20 protein-coding genes are annotated in these 20,296 nt (G+C 52.0%); 8 read left to right on the forward strand and 12 right to left on the reverse strand.

Features of this window, described 5'->3' with window-relative positions; translation table 11 throughout:
- Positions 1-40: 40 nt before the first annotated feature.
- The 10 genes from BS639_RS12550 to BS639_RS12595 all read right to left on the reverse strand — a co-directional run bounded on the left by BS639_RS12550 (position 41) and on the right by BS639_RS12595 (position 9,527).
- Positions 41-1,396, reverse strand: a complete 1,356-nt coding sequence (locus BS639_RS12550; protein ID WP_055773843.1) for a HAMP domain-containing sensor histidine kinase — start codon at positions 1,394-1,396, stop codon at positions 41-43.
- Positions 1,377-2,060, reverse strand: coding sequence for a response regulator transcription factor (locus tag BS639_RS12555; protein WP_055773845.1), 684 nt, complete (start codon positions 2,058-2,060; stop codon positions 1,377-1,379). The genes BS639_RS12550 and BS639_RS12555 overlap by 20 nt, the downstream gene beginning before the upstream one ends.
- A gap of 229 nt (positions 2,061-2,289) precedes the next feature.
- A complete protein-coding gene (gene cysM / locus BS639_RS12560) occupies positions 2,290-3,171 on the reverse strand; it encodes a cysteine synthase CysM (RefSeq protein ID WP_084983228.1) in 882 nt (293 codons plus the stop codon).
- Between the two features lie 134 nt (positions 3,172-3,305).
- On the reverse strand, positions 3,306-4,400 hold the full coding sequence (gene cysA, locus BS639_RS12565) for a sulfate/thiosulfate ABC transporter ATP-binding protein CysA (protein ID WP_084983229.1): 1,095 nt from the start codon (positions 4,398-4,400) through the stop codon (positions 3,306-3,308).
- Entirely contained in the window at positions 4,390-5,265 is an 876-nt protein-coding gene (gene cysW, locus BS639_RS12570) for a sulfate/thiosulfate ABC transporter permease CysW (protein ID WP_055773851.1), read from the reverse strand. The genes cysA and cysW overlap by 11 nt, the downstream gene beginning before the upstream one ends.
- A complete protein-coding gene (gene cysT / locus BS639_RS12575) occupies positions 5,265-6,095 on the reverse strand; it encodes a sulfate/thiosulfate ABC transporter permease CysT (protein WP_055773853.1) in 831 nt (276 codons plus the stop codon). The genes cysW and cysT overlap by 1 nt, the downstream gene beginning before the upstream one ends.
- Entirely contained in the window at positions 6,095-7,123 is a 1,029-nt protein-coding gene (locus BS639_RS12580; RefSeq protein ID WP_055773855.1) for a sulfate ABC transporter substrate-binding protein, read from the reverse strand. The genes cysT and BS639_RS12580 overlap by 1 nt, the downstream gene beginning before the upstream one ends.
- 219 nt (positions 7,124-7,342) lie before the next feature.
- Complete coding sequence (locus tag BS639_RS12585; RefSeq protein ID WP_055773858.1) at positions 7,343-8,242, reverse strand: Dyp-type peroxidase; 900 nt, start codon at positions 8,240-8,242, stop codon at positions 7,343-7,345.
- 130 nt (positions 8,243-8,372) lie between these two features.
- Entirely contained in the window at positions 8,373-8,963 is a 591-nt protein-coding gene (locus BS639_RS12590) for an RpoE-regulated lipoprotein (protein WP_055773860.1), read from the reverse strand.
- 120 nt (positions 8,964-9,083) lie between these two features.
- Positions 9,084-9,527: a DUF2919 domain-containing protein gene (locus BS639_RS12595; protein WP_055773862.1), complete on the reverse strand. Its 444-nt coding sequence runs from the start codon at positions 9,525-9,527 to the stop codon at positions 9,084-9,086.
- A gap of 290 nt (positions 9,528-9,817) precedes the next feature.
- On the opposite strand from BS639_RS12595, the gene BS639_RS12600 reads away from it, so the two are divergent.
- Positions 9,818-10,207 (forward strand): YgiW/YdeI family stress tolerance OB fold protein, encoded by a 390-nt coding sequence (locus tag BS639_RS12600; protein WP_173882093.1) that lies wholly within the window; start codon positions 9,818-9,820, stop codon positions 10,205-10,207.
- An 85-nt stretch (positions 10,208-10,292) separates the two neighbouring features.
- Here BS639_RS12600 and BS639_RS12605 read toward each other — a convergent pair whose 3' ends face one another.
- On the reverse strand, positions 10,293-10,718 hold the full coding sequence (locus tag BS639_RS12605) for a GNAT family acetyltransferase (RefSeq protein WP_055773866.1): 426 nt from the start codon (positions 10,716-10,718) through the stop codon (positions 10,293-10,295).
- 224 nt (positions 10,719-10,942) lie between these two features.
- On the opposite strand from BS639_RS12605, the gene amiA reads away from it, so the two are divergent.
- The 7 genes from amiA to BS639_RS12640 all read left to right on the forward strand — a co-directional run bounded on the left by amiA (position 10,943) and on the right by BS639_RS12640 (position 17,778).
- A complete protein-coding gene (amiA, locus tag BS639_RS12610; RefSeq protein WP_055773868.1) occupies positions 10,943-11,827 on the forward strand; it encodes an N-acetylmuramoyl-L-alanine amidase AmiA in 885 nt (294 codons plus the stop codon).
- 69 nt (positions 11,828-11,896) lie between these two features.
- A complete protein-coding gene (gene hemF, locus BS639_RS12615; RefSeq protein WP_055773870.1) occupies positions 11,897-12,820 on the forward strand; it encodes an oxygen-dependent coproporphyrinogen oxidase in 924 nt (307 codons plus the stop codon).
- A complete protein-coding gene (locus BS639_RS12620) occupies positions 12,820-13,272 on the forward strand; it encodes a YaiI/YqxD family protein (protein ID WP_055773871.1) in 453 nt (150 codons plus the stop codon). The genes hemF and BS639_RS12620 overlap by 1 nt, the downstream gene beginning before the upstream one ends.
- 258 nt (positions 13,273-13,530) lie before the next feature.
- Positions 13,531-14,745 carry a ribokinase gene (gene rbsK, locus BS639_RS12625; protein WP_055773874.1) on the forward strand — a complete coding sequence of 405 codons (1,215 nt, stop codon included), beginning with the start codon at positions 13,531-13,533 and terminating at the stop codon, positions 14,743-14,745.
- 94 nt (positions 14,746-14,839) lie between these two features.
- Positions 14,840-15,769, forward strand: a complete 930-nt coding sequence (locus tag BS639_RS12630) for a dihydrodipicolinate synthase family protein (protein WP_084983231.1) — start codon at positions 14,840-14,842, stop codon at positions 15,767-15,769.
- Positions 15,770-15,951: 182 nt separating this feature from the next.
- On the forward strand, positions 15,952-16,449 hold the full coding sequence (locus tag BS639_RS12635; protein ID WP_084983232.1) for a YhcH/YjgK/YiaL family protein: 498 nt from the start codon (positions 15,952-15,954) through the stop codon (positions 16,447-16,449).
- Between the two features lie 15 nt (positions 16,450-16,464).
- Entirely contained in the window at positions 16,465-17,778 is a 1,314-nt protein-coding gene (locus BS639_RS12640; protein WP_055773879.1) for an MFS transporter, read from the forward strand.
- 119 nt (positions 17,779-17,897) lie between these two features.
- On the opposite strand, the gene maeB is transcribed toward BS639_RS12640, so the two are convergent.
- Entirely contained in the window at positions 17,898-20,177 is a 2,280-nt protein-coding gene (gene maeB, locus BS639_RS12645) for an NADP-dependent oxaloacetate-decarboxylating malate dehydrogenase (protein ID WP_055773881.1), read from the reverse strand.
- Positions 20,178-20,296 lie beyond the last annotated feature (119 nt).

Raw genomic sequence — 20,296 nt, forward strand, 5'->3', positions numbered from 1 at the left:
TTTTTTTTTGCCTGTTGCTTGCTCAGTCACCTGAGCTTAATCAGACCAGATGTTTCCAGTGTGGAACCTTGAGATCGATGATAAGCCCTCTGGGTGACCCGTTACGCGCTTCAATTTTTCCATGGTGTGCTACCATCACTTTCTTAGTGATCGCCAGCCCAAGACCGTATCCCTTGCCTGACAGCGGAGACATAACCCTGACGAATGGATCGAAGATGCTCGACAGCTTGTCTTCCTCAACGCCAGGCCCACGATCCGCCACTTCAACGCACAAATAATCTTCCTCGGTTGACAGCGAAACGCTCACCGCGTCTCCGCGTGCCGAAAAACGCAGCGCATTGCGCACCACATTGTCAATCGCACGGCGCATCAGCTCGGCATTACCCTTGACGGTAAAGTCCTGATCTGCAAGGTCGTGACTGTTCAAGACAATATCAACACCGGGAAGCTGCGCCTCATAGCGCGCATCGTTTACCACCGCCTCAACCAGCCCGTGCAGATCAAAGTACTCTTCGTCCGGCATATTGCTGTGCTCGGTGCGTGACAATGCCAGCAGCTCGCCGATCATCTTGTCGAGCCTTCCCGCCTCGTGTTCTATTCGCTGCAATGATGTTTCGACGTTAAGCGGATTTTGTCGCGCCAAACCAATCGCCAGCTGCAGGCGCGCCAGCGGCGAACGCAACTCGTGCGACACGTCGTGCAACAGCTCTTCGCGAGCTTTTACCAGCACTTGCAGACGCTCGGCCATCGAGTCAAAATCGCGGGCAACTTCAGAAAGCTCATCGTGTCGGCGACCCATCGTCGCAAAAAGCCTTACCGATAAATCCCCATCAGAAACGCGTCCAAAAGCCTTACGCATTTGCAGCATCGGACGCGTCAGGTTCCAAGCCAGCATTGCGCTAAACAGCAGCCCACCAATTCCCCCAATCCATAAAAATGGAGGTGGCATATTGAACACGTGTCTCTCGCGTTTAGGTCTATATTCATCCATCAATCCCTCGACGTTGTAGCGCAGTCTGTAGCCCTGCCCGTTGGGTGCCTGAACGAATTCGACAATTTCGTGAGGGATTTGTCCTGGCTCCAAGTCGTCCAGCGTCTGCCCTTTAACCGGGATCATTGAAGGTTCTACCGAAAACAGGCGCCGATCGTCTGTGGGCCAGTCGGCTATCATGGCATTTAGCGCCGGCAGTCCACCGGTGTGAAGCGTCGAAACCGCCGACGTAATTTGCAGTTTGACGAAGCGACGGGCGATGCTGCTTTCGGGTGGCTCGTGGTGATAATAGAAGGTAAATACCGCCCACAGCACCTGAGTCATGATAATGAAAGTTAACCAATAGCCCAGCAATATCTTCCAAAAAAGCCTGCCGCGCAGGCGTCTACCTGATTCGATAGCCAATGCTTCGCACCGTCTCGATTGTCATTATTTCTCCCCCGTTAAGCGAGGCCAATTTTTGACGAATGTTGCTGATATGGACGTCAATACTGCGGTCATAGGCTTCACGAGGACGGCCCAATCCCTTTTCGGACAGCTCGTCCTTGGACACCACGCGCTCAGGAGAGCGAAGCAGTAGCTCAAGCAGATTGAATTCTGAAGCGGTCAAGTCAAACGTCACGCCCTGCCATTCACTGCTGCGGGTGGCTGGATTTAGGGTTAAATCACCATAATGAATGCTGGAAGAGTCCGAGTGCGTGTCCTGCTGTTCTTCAACACGGCGCAGCACGGCGCGCAGGCGAGCCACCAGCTCACGCGGGTAGCAAGGCTTTGGCATATAGTCATCGGCGCCCATTTCCAGTCCGATAACGCGGTCAATGTTGTCCCCTTTTGCCGTGAGCATGATGATCGGCAGACGACTGTTTTTACGCACCTGGCGCAGCACGTCGATACCGCTCATATCAGGCAACATAATATCGAGGATCATCGCGTTGTAATCGCCAGACATCGCGCCTTCAATCCCCGCTTTGCCGCTCAATACCAAATTGGCATCAAACCCTTCGGCAATAAGGTATTCGCACAGCATGGTACCTAGTTCAAGATCGTCATCGACTAACAGAATTTTCATTATTTTTTTCCGCCTAACATATTTCCGCCTATTTTTACCGCTATCTGGCAAAGTCGCAGCAGCATTTACTCTATTTTTACCCTTTACCGGCTTTGGTCACAGAAATTCGGCTTTTTAGCCCGATAAAATCACTGATATTGCATGAAATGGCCAATATCAGCCTGCGGAACGGATCTTTCTGGAGACTATCAGGAGCCTAGTATAGAAACAGAGATCTGGCCTGCCGGGGTTAATCAAACACACCCGTGGAGAGATAGCGATCGCCACGGTCACAAATTATCGCCACGATAATCGAGCCAGGGCTGCTTTTTGCAACACGTAAAGCCCCTGCCACCGCCCCACCCGAGCTCACGCCGCAGAAAATGCCTTCCTGTTGGGCCAGCAAACGCATGGTCGTTTCGGCTTCCGACTGTGCCATATCGATCACCTCATCGACCAGCTCTGGCCGGTAAATCCCCGGCAGATATTCCACCGGCCAGCGGCGAATACCCGGAATACTGCTGCCCTCGTCCGGTTGTAAACCCACGATACGCACGTTAGGGCTCTGCGTTTTAAGATAACGACTTACGCCGGTAATGGTGCCGGTCGTGCCCATGCTGGAGACAAAATGGGTGATGCGCCCCGCCGTCTGCTGCCAGATTTCAGGGCCAGTGGTGGTGAAATGCGCCAGCGGATTATCGGCATTGTTAAACTGGTCCAGCACTTTGCCTTCGCCGCGACTGCCCATCTCCTGCGCCAAGTCACGTGCGCCTTCCATACCAAGCGAACGACTCACCAACAACAGTTCGGCACCGTAGGCACGCATCGCAGCCTGCCGCTCCAGGCTCATATTTTCAGGCATTAACAGTTTGAGTTTGTACCCCTTGAGCGCGGCAATCATCGCTAACGCAATGCCGGTGTTGCCGCTAGTTGCTTCAATAAGCGTGTCTCCCGGACTAATTTCACCGCGCTTTTCGGCCTGATCGATCATAAAGAACGCTGCGCGATCCTTCACCGAACCTGCCGGATTATTGCCTTCCAGTTTGACCCAAATTTCGCTATCAAGATCCTTTGACAGTCGCTGTAACCGCACTAGAGGCGTATTGCCGATAAATTGTTCGAGCGTGCTCACTGTAGCTGCCTTATTTCAGTTGGGTATATGTACCGCACTAAAACGAATAAATGGATATAAGACGTTAAAAAGGGCGGTGAAAAACCGCCCTTCTGTTTAATTCTACGCAATAACGTTGAATAATTTTAAAACTATTAGGCCGTTTTGGCGAGCTCAACCGACTGTAACTGACGATCGCCAGCATACAGCCGCCCGTTAAGACCGCCCACAAAATAGCGATCGCCGCGCTGTGGCGCACGATTGTCCGATGTTTCAGACAGCACGACCGAAATTGGCTCGTCGTGCCAGCCCTGCGGCTGCACAGTTAACTGCCAGAAATGGCCGCGCGGGCTCACTTCCAGCACCTGTACCGGCAGAGGACAGCGCGCATTGCTCTGTGGCGTGATTTCCATTTCCCACGGACGCAGGAATAAATCAACTTTTCCCTGATGCAGTGGCGCTATCGCCAACGGCCAGTGATGCTGTCCCACGTAAAGCTGCGAACCGCGAATTTCACCGCCAATACGGTTAACTTCCCCCATAAACTCCAGCACAAAACGAGTAGTCGGTTCACGCCAAATTTCAATTGGGGTGCCGACCTGCTCAATGTTGCCCTGACTCATCACCACCACCCGGTCGGCGACCTCCATGGCCTCTTCCTGATCGTGGGTCACAAATACGCTGGTGAATTTCAGCTCTTCATGCAGTTGACGCAGCCAGCGACGCAGCTCTTTACGTACTTGGGCATCCAGTGCCCCAAAGGGTTCATCAAGCAATAAAATCTGTGGCTCCACCGCCAGCGCGCGCGCCAGAGCGACGCGCTGTTTTTGCCCACCGGAAAGCTGGGCCGGGAAACGGTTACCCAAGTGGCTAAGCTGCACCATTTCCAGCAGTTTCGTGACTTTCTGTTTAATGGCTTCGGCGTTCGGGCGCTCGCGGCGCGGTAACACTGTCAGACCAAAGGCAATATTATCGAAAACAGTCATGTGGCGGAACAACGCATAATGCTGAAATACGAAGCCTACCTGACGGTCACGCGCATGAAGACGCGTCACGTCTTTGCCGTGAAAACTCAACTGCCCTGCACTTTGGTTTTCAAGACCGGCAATAATGCGCAGCAGCGTAGTTTTACCTGAACCCGAAGGCCCCAGCAGCGCAACCATCTGGCCAGAAGGAATATCGAGCGAGATATCATTGAGCACCTTGGTGCGGCTAAAATATTTGTTGATACCTTTAATTTCAATGCTCATTTTTTTCCTCCCGTTCAAGACGGTCGTTGGTGCGTGCCAGACGCCACTGCAGCCCGCTTTTCAGAAATAGTGTGACGATTGCCATCAGGGTCAGCAGTGCCGCGGCGGTAAACGCACCCGCCACGTTGTAGTCCTGATTCAATAATTCAACCTGTAAAGGCAGGGTGTAGGTCTCTCCACGAATCGAGCCAGAAACCACCGACACCGCACCAAACTCGCCAATGGCGCGGGCGTTGGTCAACACCACGCCGTACAGCAGCGCCCAACGAATATTGGGCAGCGTCACGCGGCGAAACATCTGCCACCCCGACGCGCCGAGCAGCACCGCCGCTTCATCTTCGTGACTCCCCTGACTCAGCATCACCGGCACCAGCTCGCGAATAACAAACGGACAGGTGACAAAAATAGTGACCATTACCATGCCCGGCCAAGCAAACATAAACTGAATGTTGTGGGCGTCCAGCCAGCCACCCAGCGGACCGTTGGTGCCATAAAACAGCAGATAAAGCAGCCCTGCCACTACCGGCGAAACCGCAAAAGGAATATCGATCAGCGTCAGCAGCAGTTGGCGGCCTGGGAAGTTGAATCGCGCTACCAACCAGGCTAGCAACGTTCCGAAAATCAGATTCACCGGCACCGTGATAAGCGCCATCAGCACCGTCAACCCAATAGAATGCAGCATGTCAGGGTCGACAATATTCTTACCCACGGCGGCAATGCCGTCAGAAAGTGCCAGCACAAAGATGGAAATTAATGGCACCACTAACAGCAGCAGGCAAATAATCATGCCCACGGCGATCAGCGTCCATTTCATCCAGTCGATGCGGCGCGGTTCTGCGTTTTCAACCTGCGTCAATTGCGACATTAATGGCCTCCTAAACGACGGCCGTAGCGGCTTTGTAAGGTGTTAATGGCAAACAGCAGAATCAGCGACGCGGCTAAAATAACCGACGCAATGGCGCTGGCTGCCGCGTAGTCAAACTCCTGCAGGCGGATAAAAATCATCAGCGAGGTCACTTCCGTTTTCCAGGCGATGTTGCCCGCAATAAAAATAACTGCACCGAACTCGCCGAGGCTACGGGTGAATGACAGCGCCGTTCCGGCCATCAGCGAAGGCATTAACTCTGGCAATACCACACGACGGAAGCTCTGCCAGCGCGATGCGCCTAACGTTTCTGCGGCCTCTTCGTATTCAGGACCCAGCTCTTCAAGCACCGGCTGCACTGTACGCACCACAAAGGGAATGCTGGTAAAGGCCATCGCAACCGCAATACCAATCCAGGTGTAGGCCACTTTAATATCAAAATGCGCCAGCCACTGGCCGTAGAATCCGTTAACCGAGAACAAACCGGCCAGCGTTAAACCGGCCACGGCGGTAGGCAGTGCAAAAGGCAAATCCATTAACCCGTCGAGAATGGTTTTGCCTGGAAATTCATAACGGGTGAGGATCCATGCCATCAGCATGCCAAAAAAGCCGTTAAATATGCTGGCAACGCCGGCAGACAGGAGCGTGACCTTATAAGCAGCCACCACCTGTGGGTCGGAAACCACCGCCCAATATTGGGCTAATGTCATGTGTGAAAGCTGAATAACCAGAGCACTGAGCGGCAACAGCAGCACCAGGCAAACGAACAGCAGACTGCTTCCCAAGCTTAAGGTAAAGCCGGGCAATACGCGTTTGGTCGACAACAACATTACTGGTGTCCCTGCGCGATCAGTTTGTCCAGCTCACCGCCGGTATTGAAATGTGTTTTCATCACTTCTGGCCATCCTCCAAATTGGTCTTCAACTTTAAACAGCTTGGTGTCAGGGAATTGCCCCTTCGCCTCGTCCATGACTTTTTTGTCGTACACACGGTAGCTGAAACGGGTAATGATCTTCTGCGCCTGTGGGCTCCACAGGTAATTCAAATACTCTTTCGCTGCCTTTTCGGTGCCATTTTTCTCAACATTCTTGTCGACCCATGCCACTGGGAACTCCGCCAAAATATCGACCGGCGGCACGATAACCTCATACTTGTCGGCACCGTATTGCTTACGAATATTGTTCACTTCCGACTCAAAGCTAATCAGCACATCACCCAATCCACGATCGACGAAAGTGGTGGTTGCGCCGCGGCCGCCGGTATCAAATACCTCAACGTTTTTGATAAAGCGCGCCATTTTTTCGCGGGTCTGTGCGTCATTTTTGCCGTCTTCAATATTGAACGCCCCCCAAGCAGCTAAATAGGTATAACGTCCGTTGCCTGAAGTTTTAGGATTTGGAAACACCAGCTTGACGTCACTGCGCGTCAGGTCATCCCAAGTGTGGATATTTTTGGGATTTCCCTTGCGTACCAAGAACGCCATAGTCGAATAAAACGGTGAGCTGTTGTTAGGCAGGCGGCTTTGCCAGTTGGCCGGGATAAGATCCCCCCGATCATGCAGAATTTGTACGTCGGTCACCTGATTGTAAGTCACCACGTCCGCTCTCAGTCCCTGTAAAATAGCCAATGCCTGCTTTGAGGAACCGGCGTGAGACTGTTTTATCTCCAGCTTGTCACCGTTATTTTGCTCGGCCCACTGCTTTTGAAACGGCGGATTGAGTGCGGCAAAAAGCTCGCGAGACACGTCATAAGAGCTGTTGAGCAATTCAGTAGCCGACGCCGAGGCCACGCCACCGGCAAGCAGCAGAATGGCAAAAGCGCCCTGCAGAGTTTTATTCTTGACCAACGTATTTTTCATTCTCGGTCCTGGTCTGAAATCACTGTGGACGTGGCGCGCGGACGCAGCCCTAGACTTGTAGTGTATTTATAACTAGGGGTAGAGCAGTAACGGTTTTATATACTATTTGGTGATTTACAAGCATGAAAAGCTATAAGCCATGTGGACTGAGCGGGCATTTTGCGAAAGGAGGGGAACGCGATGCACAACCTCGGCGGGCTGGCATCGCGAAAACAGAGTTTACAGCGACTGCAACTGGGTTAATGACGGGGCAAAGTAGTAGCTTCCGGTCAGCGGACGGGTAAAACGCAGCATCGCGTCACGCTTGCCGTCGAGGTCGCCAAACATACTTAACAGTTGTTTTTCAATGTTATACAGTCGGGCGCAGTAGGTTATAAAGTACAGACCGTGCTCACCGCTGGCGGTACCGTACGGCAGGCTTTGACGGAGAATTTTCAGCCCTTTGCCGTCCTCTTTGAGATCGACGCGACCGAGGTGCGAGGTTTCTTTGCGCACATCCCCCGGCAGCTCTTCATCGGTCAGCTTGGTGCGGCCAATAATTTCTTCCTGCTGCGCCACGCTAAAACGCTGCCACTGGGTCAGATTGTGTTTCCAGCGCTGAACCATAACATAGCTGCCGCCCGCATCAGGTTGGCCTTCGGCGATAGCGGCTACCTGCGCACGGTCTTCGCCCTTGGGATTTTCGGTGCCGTCGACAAAGCCACTCAAATCGCGGTCTTCAATGCCGCGAAAGCCGTGCGTTTCTTCTTCTATGTGCAGACAGTTACCAAACGCCGCCACGGCGGCCTGGGCCAGCAGAAAGTTAACGTCGTGACGCAGAGATTGAATGTGAATCAGCACATCGCGCTGAGTGGCAGGGGCCAGCCCTTTGCCCAATGGCGCGAAAGGTTTTAGCTCCTCAGCCCCGATGCCGGCGGACAAATCGCGCCATACGTCGTGCCCAAAGGCCACCACGGCACCTACGTTATCGTTAGGAAATGTTGACTGAACCTCTGACAGTGACTGGCAAAAAGTGCGGCATCCGCTGCGAACATCGTCGAGTTCACCCTGAACTTTCGCTTCGATGTAGATAGCAAAACGGCAGTGCTCAAGCAGAATGCCGCCTTGAACTTGGGTCATAATAGTATTTTCCTCGCGTCAGCGGCGACCGTCCCAGACTTTTAGTGGCTAAAAGCCTGTCGTCGCATCGGCGGGTATTATACCCAAGTTCTTTTAAGAAACCCTGTTTTGAAACAGGGTATTAGGGGATTTAATTCGCCTTTGCGTGCCAGACGATTTTGCTAACTTTCCAGCTTTTGAGCGCGTCGTCGGAAGGCATCAGCTGGTCCGGACCATCCCAAACGCCAGTGAAAATATAGCTGACGTGCTGGCTGCCGGGCGCTTTACACTCAATGTTTTGTGCGTCATCGCCCTGCGCTTTCTGGCAGGCGTCAAAGGCTTTGGTATAAAGCGTATTAAACGGTGTACCGATTTTAACCCCCCACTGACTTGCGACATTAGGGTCGGAAACTTCAATGCGGTCAACCTTACCCTTAGGTTCGCCCGCCACGGTGATTTTAACCGTTTTATCGTCCATTCCCTGATAGAACGAACGCATTTTACCCTCGTTCATCGACATCCCGCTGCGCAGGTGATAGTTGCCGTCGAGGCCGTCATTGACTGCGGTTTCAGTCAGCGGCGTATTGGCGGTAATTTTGCCCACGCCCTCGTCGGTTACCTCAAGGCTGCTACTAAACCAATTGATTGGATTCAGGCTTGACCACGACATGTGCGCGTTCGCCATCGTTGAACAGCCGGTCAGCATAAGCGGCAGCGCCAGCCACAGTGGGCGGATAGTCATGTAATACACTCCTTGATGGTCATACAGCGAAAAGTGATACCGGTTTTATCGTATCGGGCAATTGGAGTACAACGACCGCAAAAAGTGCCGCAGATTTTTGAGCCAATTCAATTTGATCGTTTAAACCAGTCGACGCTCTTCGTCAAAACAGGCGCGCAGACGGCGGCTCATTAGCCAATAGGCTAAGGCACCGGCATCGAGCAACGCCAGCGAAAAGTCGAGCAAGTTTGGCTCTTCCATCGACTGCCACATTCCCACTCCCTGAAGCGCAAAGGTGGCAAACATGCCGGCCAAAAGCAGCCAATAGCTCATTGGCCAAATTTTTGGCAGCAAGTGTCTGCGCCCGCAGAGCAGGAAAATCAGCACCGGCGGAATGCCAAGAAATATGCCATACCAAAAAGAGTGTCGGTCAGGATAAAACAGCGTTAACAATCCGTTACCCTGCTGACGTGATGCACCGGCCATAATAAATAATAACCAGGTACGCGCCTGTAATACCAATATTGCCCAAAACCATAACGGCAGACGGAGCATGCCGTGGCTGTTGTATTCGTCAGGATTCATAGCCCGGAAAAATCTTCCTTAAATTAATAAAGACGCAAAGAGGACGCGTCGGAAATCCAAGCTGAGCGCGCGTTAAGCCTAGTGGCCATTTTACTTCTGCTCGTTATACATCAGCGCGACCGGTTTGAAAGCCGTATTCAGCATAAATTAAGACACCTTAAGAAACTGTTAAGAACAGTCTGCTTTAATTGCTTTCGAGGCAGTAAAGCGTCATCGAGATATTTTGACTCCACTCTTTATGACGTTGCCTGATTTTTACAGAAAACTCAAAATTAAGGATGACTATTATGATGAAGAAGATAGCTCTGGCAAGCCTCATTGCACTTTCTACCCTTCCGGCTTTGGCACAAAGCAGCGGTGGTTTTAGCGATCCGAACGCCCCTCAGGTACAGCAAAAAGGCGGCTTCTCCGGCGATAGCACGGCATTAAGCAGCATAAAAGACGTTAAAACCATGAAAGATGACCAGTGGGTGATGCTCGAAGGGCACATTGACAAACGTACCGGCGACGAAAAATATATTTTTCGCGATGCTACTGGCACGCTGACGGCCGAGATTGACGACAAACGTTGGAATGGTCAGAACGTGACGCCGAAGGACAAAGTCCGTCTGGAAGGGAAAATTGATAAGGACTGGAACTCGGAGGAAATTGATGTGAAACGGGTAAATATCATTAATTAATCACAAAACCCGCATTGACACTCCTGCCCTGCTCTGGTCAGGAGTGTCGGGCAGGATGAACAAACGCTGCCCAGCGGCTAAAAAATTAATACTCCTGATCGACGATCAGCCGTTTACCTAGGCTGATGCTTTCAATAACTTCGTAATCCAGTTTTTCATACATGCTAATCACGGCATCATTTTCAGCGCGCACCATCAGCTGGATTTTAGGGCAACCGCGCGCGATCAGCTTTTTCTCCAGGCGATTCATCAGCGCATTGGCAATGCCACGACCGCGATATTCTGGATGAACGCTTAGATAATAGGCCGAACCGCGATGCCCATCGTAGCCGCCCATCACAGAACCGACCACCTCGCCGCTCACTTCAGCAACCAGAAAAAGCTCCGGATCGTGATTAAGTTTGCGTTCGATATCCAACTCGGGATCGTTCCACGGGCGTAGCAAATCGCAGCGCTCCCAAAGGGTTAGCACTTCTTCAAAATCTTCTTGTTTAAATACGCGAATTTCCATCACTCTTCGCCGCGGTTAATAAGTTATTTATTGATTATCGCGTGATCTTCCCGATACGCAATATCAAAATGGCCGCCATTAAGAAAAAAATCAGATAAATATCAGACTGCGGAATGATTAAAAACGCACACTTTGTTAATAAACAGCAATAGTTCTCATGTCGATTATGCTGGTTGGATACTATATAACATCCGCATTCTGCTATAAAAAAAGGCTGCGGACAGATGTTAAATCCCCTCAATAAATTCCTTCATTTCCAACCGCTCCCTCGCTCAGCTACGCGTCGTCAGGTATTACTGACCGGACTGGGACTCGCCTTTGGCGCGTTTGGCAGTCGCTTCGCCTCAGCGCAGCAGACCGAGCACGTGACCAAAGTCGCGCCAAAGCCCAAACCGCCGGGTGCAAAACGTCTGGTGATGATTGACCCAGGCCACGGTGGCATTGATTCTGGCGCGATCGGCCATGAAGGTTCTGAAGAGAAACACGTGGTTCTCGAGATTGCTAACTACGTTCGCGAGCATTTGTCGCAGAACGACCATATCGAGGTGAAATTAACCCGTGATTCCGACCACTTTATTCCGCTTTATCAGCGAGTAGAGATTGCTCATCAGCATCAGGCAGACTTATTTGTTTCAATTCATGCCGACGGTTTTACCAGTCCTGAAGCCAGCGGCGCCTCAGTATTTGCCCTGTCCAATCGCGGTGCGAGCAGTACCATGGCGCGTTACCTCTCTAAAAGGGAGAACGATGCTGACTTGGTGGCGGGCGCAAAATATCAGGAAGCCGACAATAATTATCTGCAACAGGTGTTGTTTGACTTGGTGCAAACCGACACCATAAAAAACAGCCTGACGCTGGGGCACCACGTGCTCGAAAGGATCCGCCCGATTCATCATCTGCACAGCCAGCAAACTGAACAGGCGGCTTTTGCGGTATTAAAATCACCCTCAATCCCTTCGATTTTGGTGGAAACCTCGTTTATCACCAATCATCAGGAAGAGCAGTTGCTCAACACCACCGCATTTCGTCAGGAAATTGCTCAGGCGATTTCTACAGGCATCGTCAATTTCTTCGCTTATTTTGACGCCCACGAACGAAAACCGCGCTGACGGTGCAATCCTAGGGACAAATAAGGCTATAATGGTGCCCTATTTGTCCGAAAGCTTACGAGTTAGCCCGTGAATCAATTACCCGATATCAATCAAGTAAAAGCCTTTCTGCTGTCTCTGCAAGACCAAATTTGCCAAAAACTCAGCGCCGCTGACGGCAGCGCACAGTTTAAACAGGACAGTTGGGTCAGAGAGGAAGGCGGCGGCGGGCAGAGTCGAGTAATGACCGGTGGAGCCGTCTTCGAGCAGGCCGGCGTAAATTTTTCCCACGTTTCGGGTGCCACGCTTCCGGCCTCGGCAACGGCGCACCGTCCTGAACTGGCCGGACGCAGTTTTCAGGCAATGGGCGTCTCGTTGGTTATTCATCCGCTCAGCCCCTATATCCCCACCAGTCATGCCAATGTGCGCTTTTTTATTGCTGAAAAGCCCGGCGAAGATCCAGTGTGGTGGTTTGGCGGCGGTTTCGATTTAACCCCCTATTACGGTTTTGAAGAGGACGCCCGCCACTGGCATCAGACGGCGGCCGACCTTTGTCAGCCTTTTGGCGAAGAGGTTTATCCACGCTACAAGAAATGGTGCGATGACTATTTCTTTATCAAACATCGCAATGAAGCGCGTGGGATAGGTGGCCTGTTCTTCGATGATTTAAATACGCCAGATTTTGCACACTGTTTCGACTTTATGCAGGCAGTTGGCAACGGATTTACCCACGCTTATCTGCCGATCGTTGAAAAGCGTAGAGCGTTAACCTGGGGTGAACGCGAGCGTGATTTCCAGCTTTATCGCCGTGGCCGTTATGTAGAATTCAATCTTGTTTGGGACCGCGGCACGCTTTTTGGTTTGCAAACCGGCGGCAGAACCGAGTCTATACTGATGTCAATGCCGCCGCTGGTGCGTTGGGAATACGGCTTTGAGCCAGACCCTGAAAGTCCTGAGGCGGCGCTGTATCGCGATTTCTTGCCAGTACGCGACTGGCTGGCGGGAGTGAAATAATGCAAATTTGGGTTGATGCCGACGCCTGTCCCAATGTGATTAAAGAGGTGCTATTTCGCGCCGCCGAGCGAACCGAAGTGATGGTTACGCTGGTCGCCAACCAGATAATCCGCACCCCGCCCTCACGATTTCTTCGTACGTTGCGCGTTGAGGCCGGATTTGACGTGGCCGATAATGAAATCGTTAAGCGCGTGGAAACCGGTGATTTAGTGATAACCGCTGATATTCCATTGGCAGCCGAGGTGATTGAAAAAGGCGGCGTGGCGCTGAATCCTCGCGGAGAGCGCTATACGACTGACACTATTCGTGAACGTCTGAACATGCGCGACTTTATGGACACCATGCGCGCCAGCGGTGTCCAGACTGGCGGCCCACCGGCGCTTAACCAGCGCGATCGCCAGCAGTTCGCCAATGAACTGGATAAATGGCTGGTGCAGGCCAAGAAAAGCTAGTTTCCGTCCTCAACGTCGGCTTTCCCCTCCTAACCCTCCCGATTAATGGGGAGGGCTCGAATAAAACAGAATTCCTGGCTGGGCGAGAGATTCTAAAAATTCCGACGTCTCTCCCCCAAAGGCTTCCCCCCTTTTTAACGTCAAAAACTCATACACTTCAATTTTTGTTTACTTCCGTTTTGCCAGCCAAGCTATGAGAAGCATCACTCTTTAATTAGCTTGTTACATTTATTCTAAATGTAGAAAAGGCAGGTAACTATGTTTCTTGAAGAGCGTCGGCAACAAATTCTGGAGTATCTCGATAAATACGAACGGGTAAAAGTCGAGATTTTGGCGTCCCTATTTAGCGTAACCAGAGAAACCATCCGCAGTGACCTAAACGCACTGGCGGCTGAAAATTTGGTTCAGCGCTGTCACGGTGGTGCACGAGTGATCCGCCGGAGTTTGCAGTCCAAATTGATTACCGATACCGGCGACAACTTTGAAGTCTTGCTAAAACGACTGCAAAATCAGAAAAGAAAGCAGGCCGGACAGCAGAATAAAGGAAATAACATGAAAGGTAAGGTCTGCATTCTGGGGTCATTTAACGTCGATATTGTGGCGAAGGTCGAACGCTTTCCAAAAGGCGGAGAATCGCTTATGGCGCTGGGCAGTACGCTCGGTCCCGGCGGCAAAGGGGCAAATCAGGCCACAGCGGTCAGCCGCGCCGGTGCAAAGGTACATTTTGTTTCCAAAGTCGGGAAAGATCAGTTCAGCCAGTTTGCTTACGATCACCTGACCTCCTCCGAAATTCACTCCTTTACCCTGTATCAGTCGGAAACCGAGCCGACAGGCAATGCCATCATCTATGTCTCGCAGGAGAACGGCGAGAACATGATTGCTATTTACTCCGGTGCCAATAAAACCATCACCGAAGACGAGGTCGCGGCCATTGCCCCAGAGCTTGAAGATTCGGACGTGTTGCTGGTACAGCTCGAAAACAATTTTTCCGCCACCCTGCGCGCAATGAAATTGGCCAAGGCGCTGGGGGTAAAAGTGATCCTCAACCCAGCACCGTTCTCGACCCACGCGCTGGAGTGTCTTGAATACGTTGACGTGATTACACCTAACGAAACCGAAGCTTCGCAGCTGTCGGGCATCGACGTGCAGGATTTAGCCAGCGCTAAAGAGGCCGCACAGCGCATTGTCAGCCAGGGCGCAAAGCGGGTCATTATTACCATGGGCTCACGCGGTGCCCTGCTGCTCGACGGCAACCAGTTTCAACACATTCCGGCCTTCCCGGCCCTGAGCGTTGACACCACTGGCGCGGGCGATGCCTTTAACGGCGCGTTGGCGTCGAGCATTGCCAACGGGCAAAGCCTGATTCAGGCGGCAACCTATGCCTCAGCGTTTGCCTCACTGTCAGTCGAGCGCGAAGGGGCATCGAACATGCCTGATAACGCACAAGTTTTAGCACGTTTGGCGCAGCGATAAATGCGGCGTTCACTGTTTAGTTTCTTGTGGCGGTCGCTGCCTTGATGCATCAAGTTTAGTGGCCACGTAATCGATTACGTATTAAGGAGCAGTAATGACTAAAAGTATTGAAGGTATCGTGCCGGTGATGTTGACCCCCTTCACCGAAGACAACCAGATTGACTACCCAGGCCTGACCCGGCTGATCGACTGGTATCTTGAGAAAGGCGTAGACGCGCTGTTTGCCGTGTGTCAATCGAGCGAAATGCAGTTTCTGACGCTGGAAGAGCGCGTTGAGCTGGCCGAATTTGTTGTCAAGCAAGTCGCGGGGCGTGTTCCGGTGATTGCCTCGGGCCATATCAGTGATGATATCAATGACCAAATCAGTGAGCTGAGCGCGATGGCGAAAACCGGTGCTGACGCGCTGGTGCTGGTAACCAACCATCTCGACCCGAAAAATCAGGGTAGCGACACCTTCTTTGCCACACTGGATAAGCTGCTGAGCGCCCTGCCCGAGTCCATGCCGCTGGGTCTGTATGAGTGTCCGGCACCGTATCGCCGCCTGCTAACCGACGAAGAGCTAACTTACTGCGCCAACACCGGCCGCTTCGTGGTGCTAAAAGACGTGAGCTGTGACCTGGCAACGGTTACCCGCCGCGTGCAGCTGGTGGCGAATACGCCGTTGAACATCATTAATGCGAATGCCGCGATTGCTTATCCAGCGATGCAGGCGGGGTCTAAAGGATTTAGCGGCGTGTTCACTAACTTCCACCCCGAACTTTACAGCTGGCTGTATCACAAGGCGAAAACCCAACCGCAGCTGGCTGACGAGTTGGCCATTTTCTTGTCGCTGGGCGCGGTGACTGAAACCTTGGGTTATCCGAAGAATGCCAAGATTTATCATCAACGTCTCGGCACGTTCGACAGCGAATTCTGCCGAGTGAATAAAGACAATGTGCTGGAGAAATTCTGGGGCCTCACCGTGTTACTGGATCAAATCCACAGCGGCACGGCGCTGTGGCAGAAAAAAATTGCTGCCGTATAAGGCGCAATAGCCTTACGTGAATGATGCGGATGAGCTGCCGTCTTATCCGCTGTTAAATGGCCTGGTCGACTATTTATATTTAATTCAAACGATCACGCTTCCAAGCAGTACGCTTTAAATTGATCACGTTTTTAGCCTTAACTCGACCCTCGGTATAAATAAATATAAAAGGATTACTCAACATGATCGTATGTTGCCTACGAGATTGGGAACGAGAGAAATTCGCTTTCCATCCGATTATTAATAAAGGTATTGAGTATATTACTCAAACTGATTTTTCAACGCTAACACCAGGGAAATTCGACATTATTCCGGGCAAGATGTTTTGCCTTCTTCAGGAAATGAACACCGTTCCTGCTAATGAAATGCGAGCTGAGTCACATTTCAAGTTTGTAGATATTCAATTTCTCTTGCAGGGAGAAGAAACCATCGGTGTGGCGCGCGGTGAGGCTGAGCATGAGGTAGTCGAAGACCGGGCGGAGCAGCACGACATTGTGTTTTATCAGGAAACGAATAATGAATCGCTAATTCATTTAAAACCCGGCATGTTTGCTGTTTTCTTTCCGCAAGATTTACATCGCCCTTGTTGTCATACCCAAGGCGGGTCTTTTATTCGTAAAGCTGTGATTAAAATTCACCTGAGCCTGTTCGACGATGGCTTAGTTATGAATAACCAATAGTGGATAATTAAAATTATGAAAGACGCGATTTCTTCTCTCGATGCACCTCTGGTTAAAACGGCCGCCCCCGTTGTTTCACGTTTGCGCTGGGGCATTATTTTTATTTTATTAATGGCGGCGGTGATTAATTATCTCGACCGCGCTAATTTAAGTATTGCCAATACCACCATCGCCAGGGAGTTTGGTTTCAGCCAAACGGAAATGGGTCTACTGCTGTCGGCATTCTTGTGGCCTTATGCGCTGGCCAACCTGCCGGCGGGCTGGCTGGTTGACCGTTTTGGCCCTAAAAAAATGTTCTCGTGGGGCGTGGGCCTGTGGTCTACCTTTACGGTGATGGCCGGCTTCGTTAATGGTTATTCCATGTTCTATGCACTGCGCGTGCTGCTGGGCATTTCCGAATCACCGTTCTTTACCTCCGGCATCAAGATTACTCACCGCTGGTTCTCCGACAAAGAGCGCGCACTGCCCACCTCCATCATCAACACCGGTTCGCAGATTGCCAATGCCATTGCGCCGCCAATTTTGACCGTGCTGCTGTTAACACTCGGCTGGCGTGGCATGTTTATTGCCATTGGTTTGGCCGGAATTCCGCTGCTGCTGGTATGGCTGAAATTTTATCGCAATCCGACAGAGCGGGAAGAAAAGGTAATCCACGCCAACTCTCAGTTAGTGCAGCAACCGGTGGTCGATGTTCATGGCAACAACAAGGCGAGCTGGGGTGCGCTGTTCAAGCATAAAACCACTTGGTTTATGGTGATCGGCAACTTCTCGATTATGTTCACCATTTGGGTTTATTTGACCTGGCTGCCGGGTTATCTGGAGAAATCGCTGGGCTTTAGCCTAAAACAAACTGGCTGGCTGGCCGCTATCCCCTTCTTTGCGGGTATTTTGGGCGTGCTGTGTGGCGGGATGATTTCCGACCGCCTTATCCGCCGCGGTGTGAAAACCATTACGGCGCGTAAGGTGCCGATCGTTGCCGGTGCTGCGCTGGCGGCCTGTTTTGTGGCGCCAATACCGTTTGTGCACAACACCACGTTGAGCATCGCACTGCTGTCGATTGGCTACTTCTTCTCCCAGTTGCCGCAGGGCGTTATTTGGACGCTGGCCTCAGATATTGCGCCAAAAGAGCAGGTGGCATCAATGGGGGCAATCCAGAACTTTGGGGGCTTCCTGGGCGCAGCCTGTGCGCCCATTGTCACTGGGATAATCCTTGATGCGACCGGCCAGTTCACCAACGTCTTCTTCCTCGGCGCCGGTTTACTTATGCTGGGTGCGCTAAGCTACGGACTGTTTGTGAAAAAACCGATTTTGGTGACCCTACAGAGGTAATTCATGACAGCCCCCGCATCGAGGGGGGCAATCTGGCCTTCACTGGCGAAGGCCATTCTCCCGTTTTAAGCAGATATTCAATGTTGGTGAGTCGCCAAAATCTGCCCGCAGCGGTAGGCTTAGAGCGGCTCGGTTTGCGCCTCAACCACGGCCAGTGCAACCATATTAACGATCCGTCTTACCGAGGCAATCGGTGTTAAAATATGCACTGGTTTTGCCACGCCCATCAGTACCGGTCCAACAGTGACGCCCTCAGAACTGGTGACGCGCAGTAGGTTATAGCTGATTCGTGCCGACTCCATATTGGGCATAATCAGAATATTGGCCGAGCCTTTTAGCGGACTGTCTGGCATAAGGTCATGACGGATGCTTTCAACCAACGCCGCGTCGCCGTGCATTTCGCCGTCAATTTCCAGATCAGGCGCCAGCTTGTTCACCAGCTCCAGCGTTTTACGCATCTTGCGTGCCGTTTGCCCGTCTGAGGTGCCAAAGCTTGAATGCGACAGCAGCGCGACCTTAGGCTCAATGCCGAATCGCCGCACGGTTTCAGCCGCCAGCAGGGTTATCTCGGCCAGTTGCTCGGCGGTGGGGTCTTCATTCACATAAGTATCGGTGATGAACGTGTTGCCGCTCGGCAAGAGCAGCGCATTCATTGCTCCCGCCACGCGCACGCCCTCGCGAAAACCAAACACTTTTTCAACTACCTCGTAATGCTCGTGATAGGTGCCAATGGTGCCACAAATCATCGCATCGGCTTCTCCGCGCAGCAGCATAATAGCGGCAATCAGCGTGGGATTACCGATAACGGCACGTCGCGCCTGCTCCTGCGACACCCCGCGTCGTTTCATCAACTGATAATACTCACGCCAATATTCATTAAAACGCGGATCGGATTCGTTGTTTACCACGTCAAAATCGCGGCCTGCCTCTATTTGCAGCCCCAACTTTTTAATACGCATATCGATTACGCCGGGCCTGCCCACCAGAATTGGCTTAGCCAGTCCGAGTGAAATAATCTCCTGCGTGGCATGCAGCACCCTCGCCTCTTCACCTTCTGCCAGCACCACCCTTTTAGCCTCTTTTTTAGCCTGTGAAAAAATAGGCTTCATAAACAGGTTGGTTTTATAGACAAACTCGGAGAGTTTTTCTCTGTAGGCGTCAAAGTCAACAATTGGCCGAGTCGCCACGCCGGAGTCCATCGCCGCCTTGGCTACCGCCGGTGCAATGTTCACAATCAGGCGCGGGTCAAAAGGTTTGGGTATCAGATACTCCGGGCCAAAAGACAGCTCTTCTTCACCATAGGCCGACGCCACCACGTCGTTTTGCTCGGCCAACGCAAGGTCGGCAATGGCGTGCACGCAGGCCAACTTCATCTCTTCATTTATGGTGGTGGCCCCCACGTCGAGCGCACCGCGAAAGATGAACGGGAAACACAGCACGTTGTTGACCTGATTAGGGTAATCAGAGCGGCCGGTGCAGATAATAGCGTCAGGACGCACCTCTTTTGCCAGCGGTGGCAGAATTTCCGGCTCGGGGTTGGCCAGCGCCAGAATCAGAGGGCTACTGCCCATCGCTTTCACCATCTGCTGAGTAAGTACGCCGGGACCTGAACAGCCTAGAAAAATATCTGCTCCAGGAATGGCGTCTCCCAGGCTGCGCTGTCCGTTGTCGTCAATCGCATAGGCGGCTTTGGTCTCGGCCATGTTCTCTTCACGGCCTTTATAAATCACACCACGTGAGTCGCAGGCAGTAATATTTTCGCGTTTCAAACCAAGTGCTACCAGCAAATTCAGGCAGGCAATTGCAGAAGCCCCCGCACCCGACACCACCAGTCGCACCTCGGCAATATTTTTCTTAACGATGCGCAGGCCGTTAAGCACAGCCGCAGTGCAGATAATCGCCGTGCCGTGCTGATCGTCATGGAACACCGGAATTTTCATGCGCTCACGCAACTTTTTCTCGATGTAAAAACATTCGGGTGCTTTGATATCCTCCAGATTAATGCCGCCGAACGTCGGCTCCAGTGAGGCAATCGCCTCAATCAGCTTATCGGGGTCATTCTGATCAATCTCGATATCAAACACGTCGATGCCGGCAAACTTTTTGAATAGCACGCCCTTGCCTTCCATCACTGGCTTACCTGCCAGTGCGCCAATGTTGCCCAGTCCCAACACCGCCGTGCCGTTGGAGATGACCCCCACTAGGTTGCCTTTTGCGGTGTATTTGTAGGCAGCAAGCGGGTCTTTTTCGATTTCGAGACAGGGTGCCGCCACGCCGGGTGAGTAGGCCAGCGCGAGGTCACGTTGAGTTGCCAGCGGCTTGGTGGGTGAAACCTGAATTTTACCGGGAACGGGAAACTCATGAAAATCGAGCGCACTCTGCTTCAGTTGATCATCCATTATCGGTTCCTTTTTATGTTGGCACTGACTGAGAAATTCCAGTTAACCAGTATAAGGAGCTTAAAAAGACAAACCTTGAAGCGGCTCGAAAAGCAGGAAAACAGCTTGCCCGAAGGACT

It is taken from the genome of Rouxiella silvae (assembly GCF_002093625.1).
GTDB lineage: Bacteria > Pseudomonadota > Gammaproteobacteria > Enterobacterales > Enterobacteriaceae > Rouxiella > Rouxiella silvae.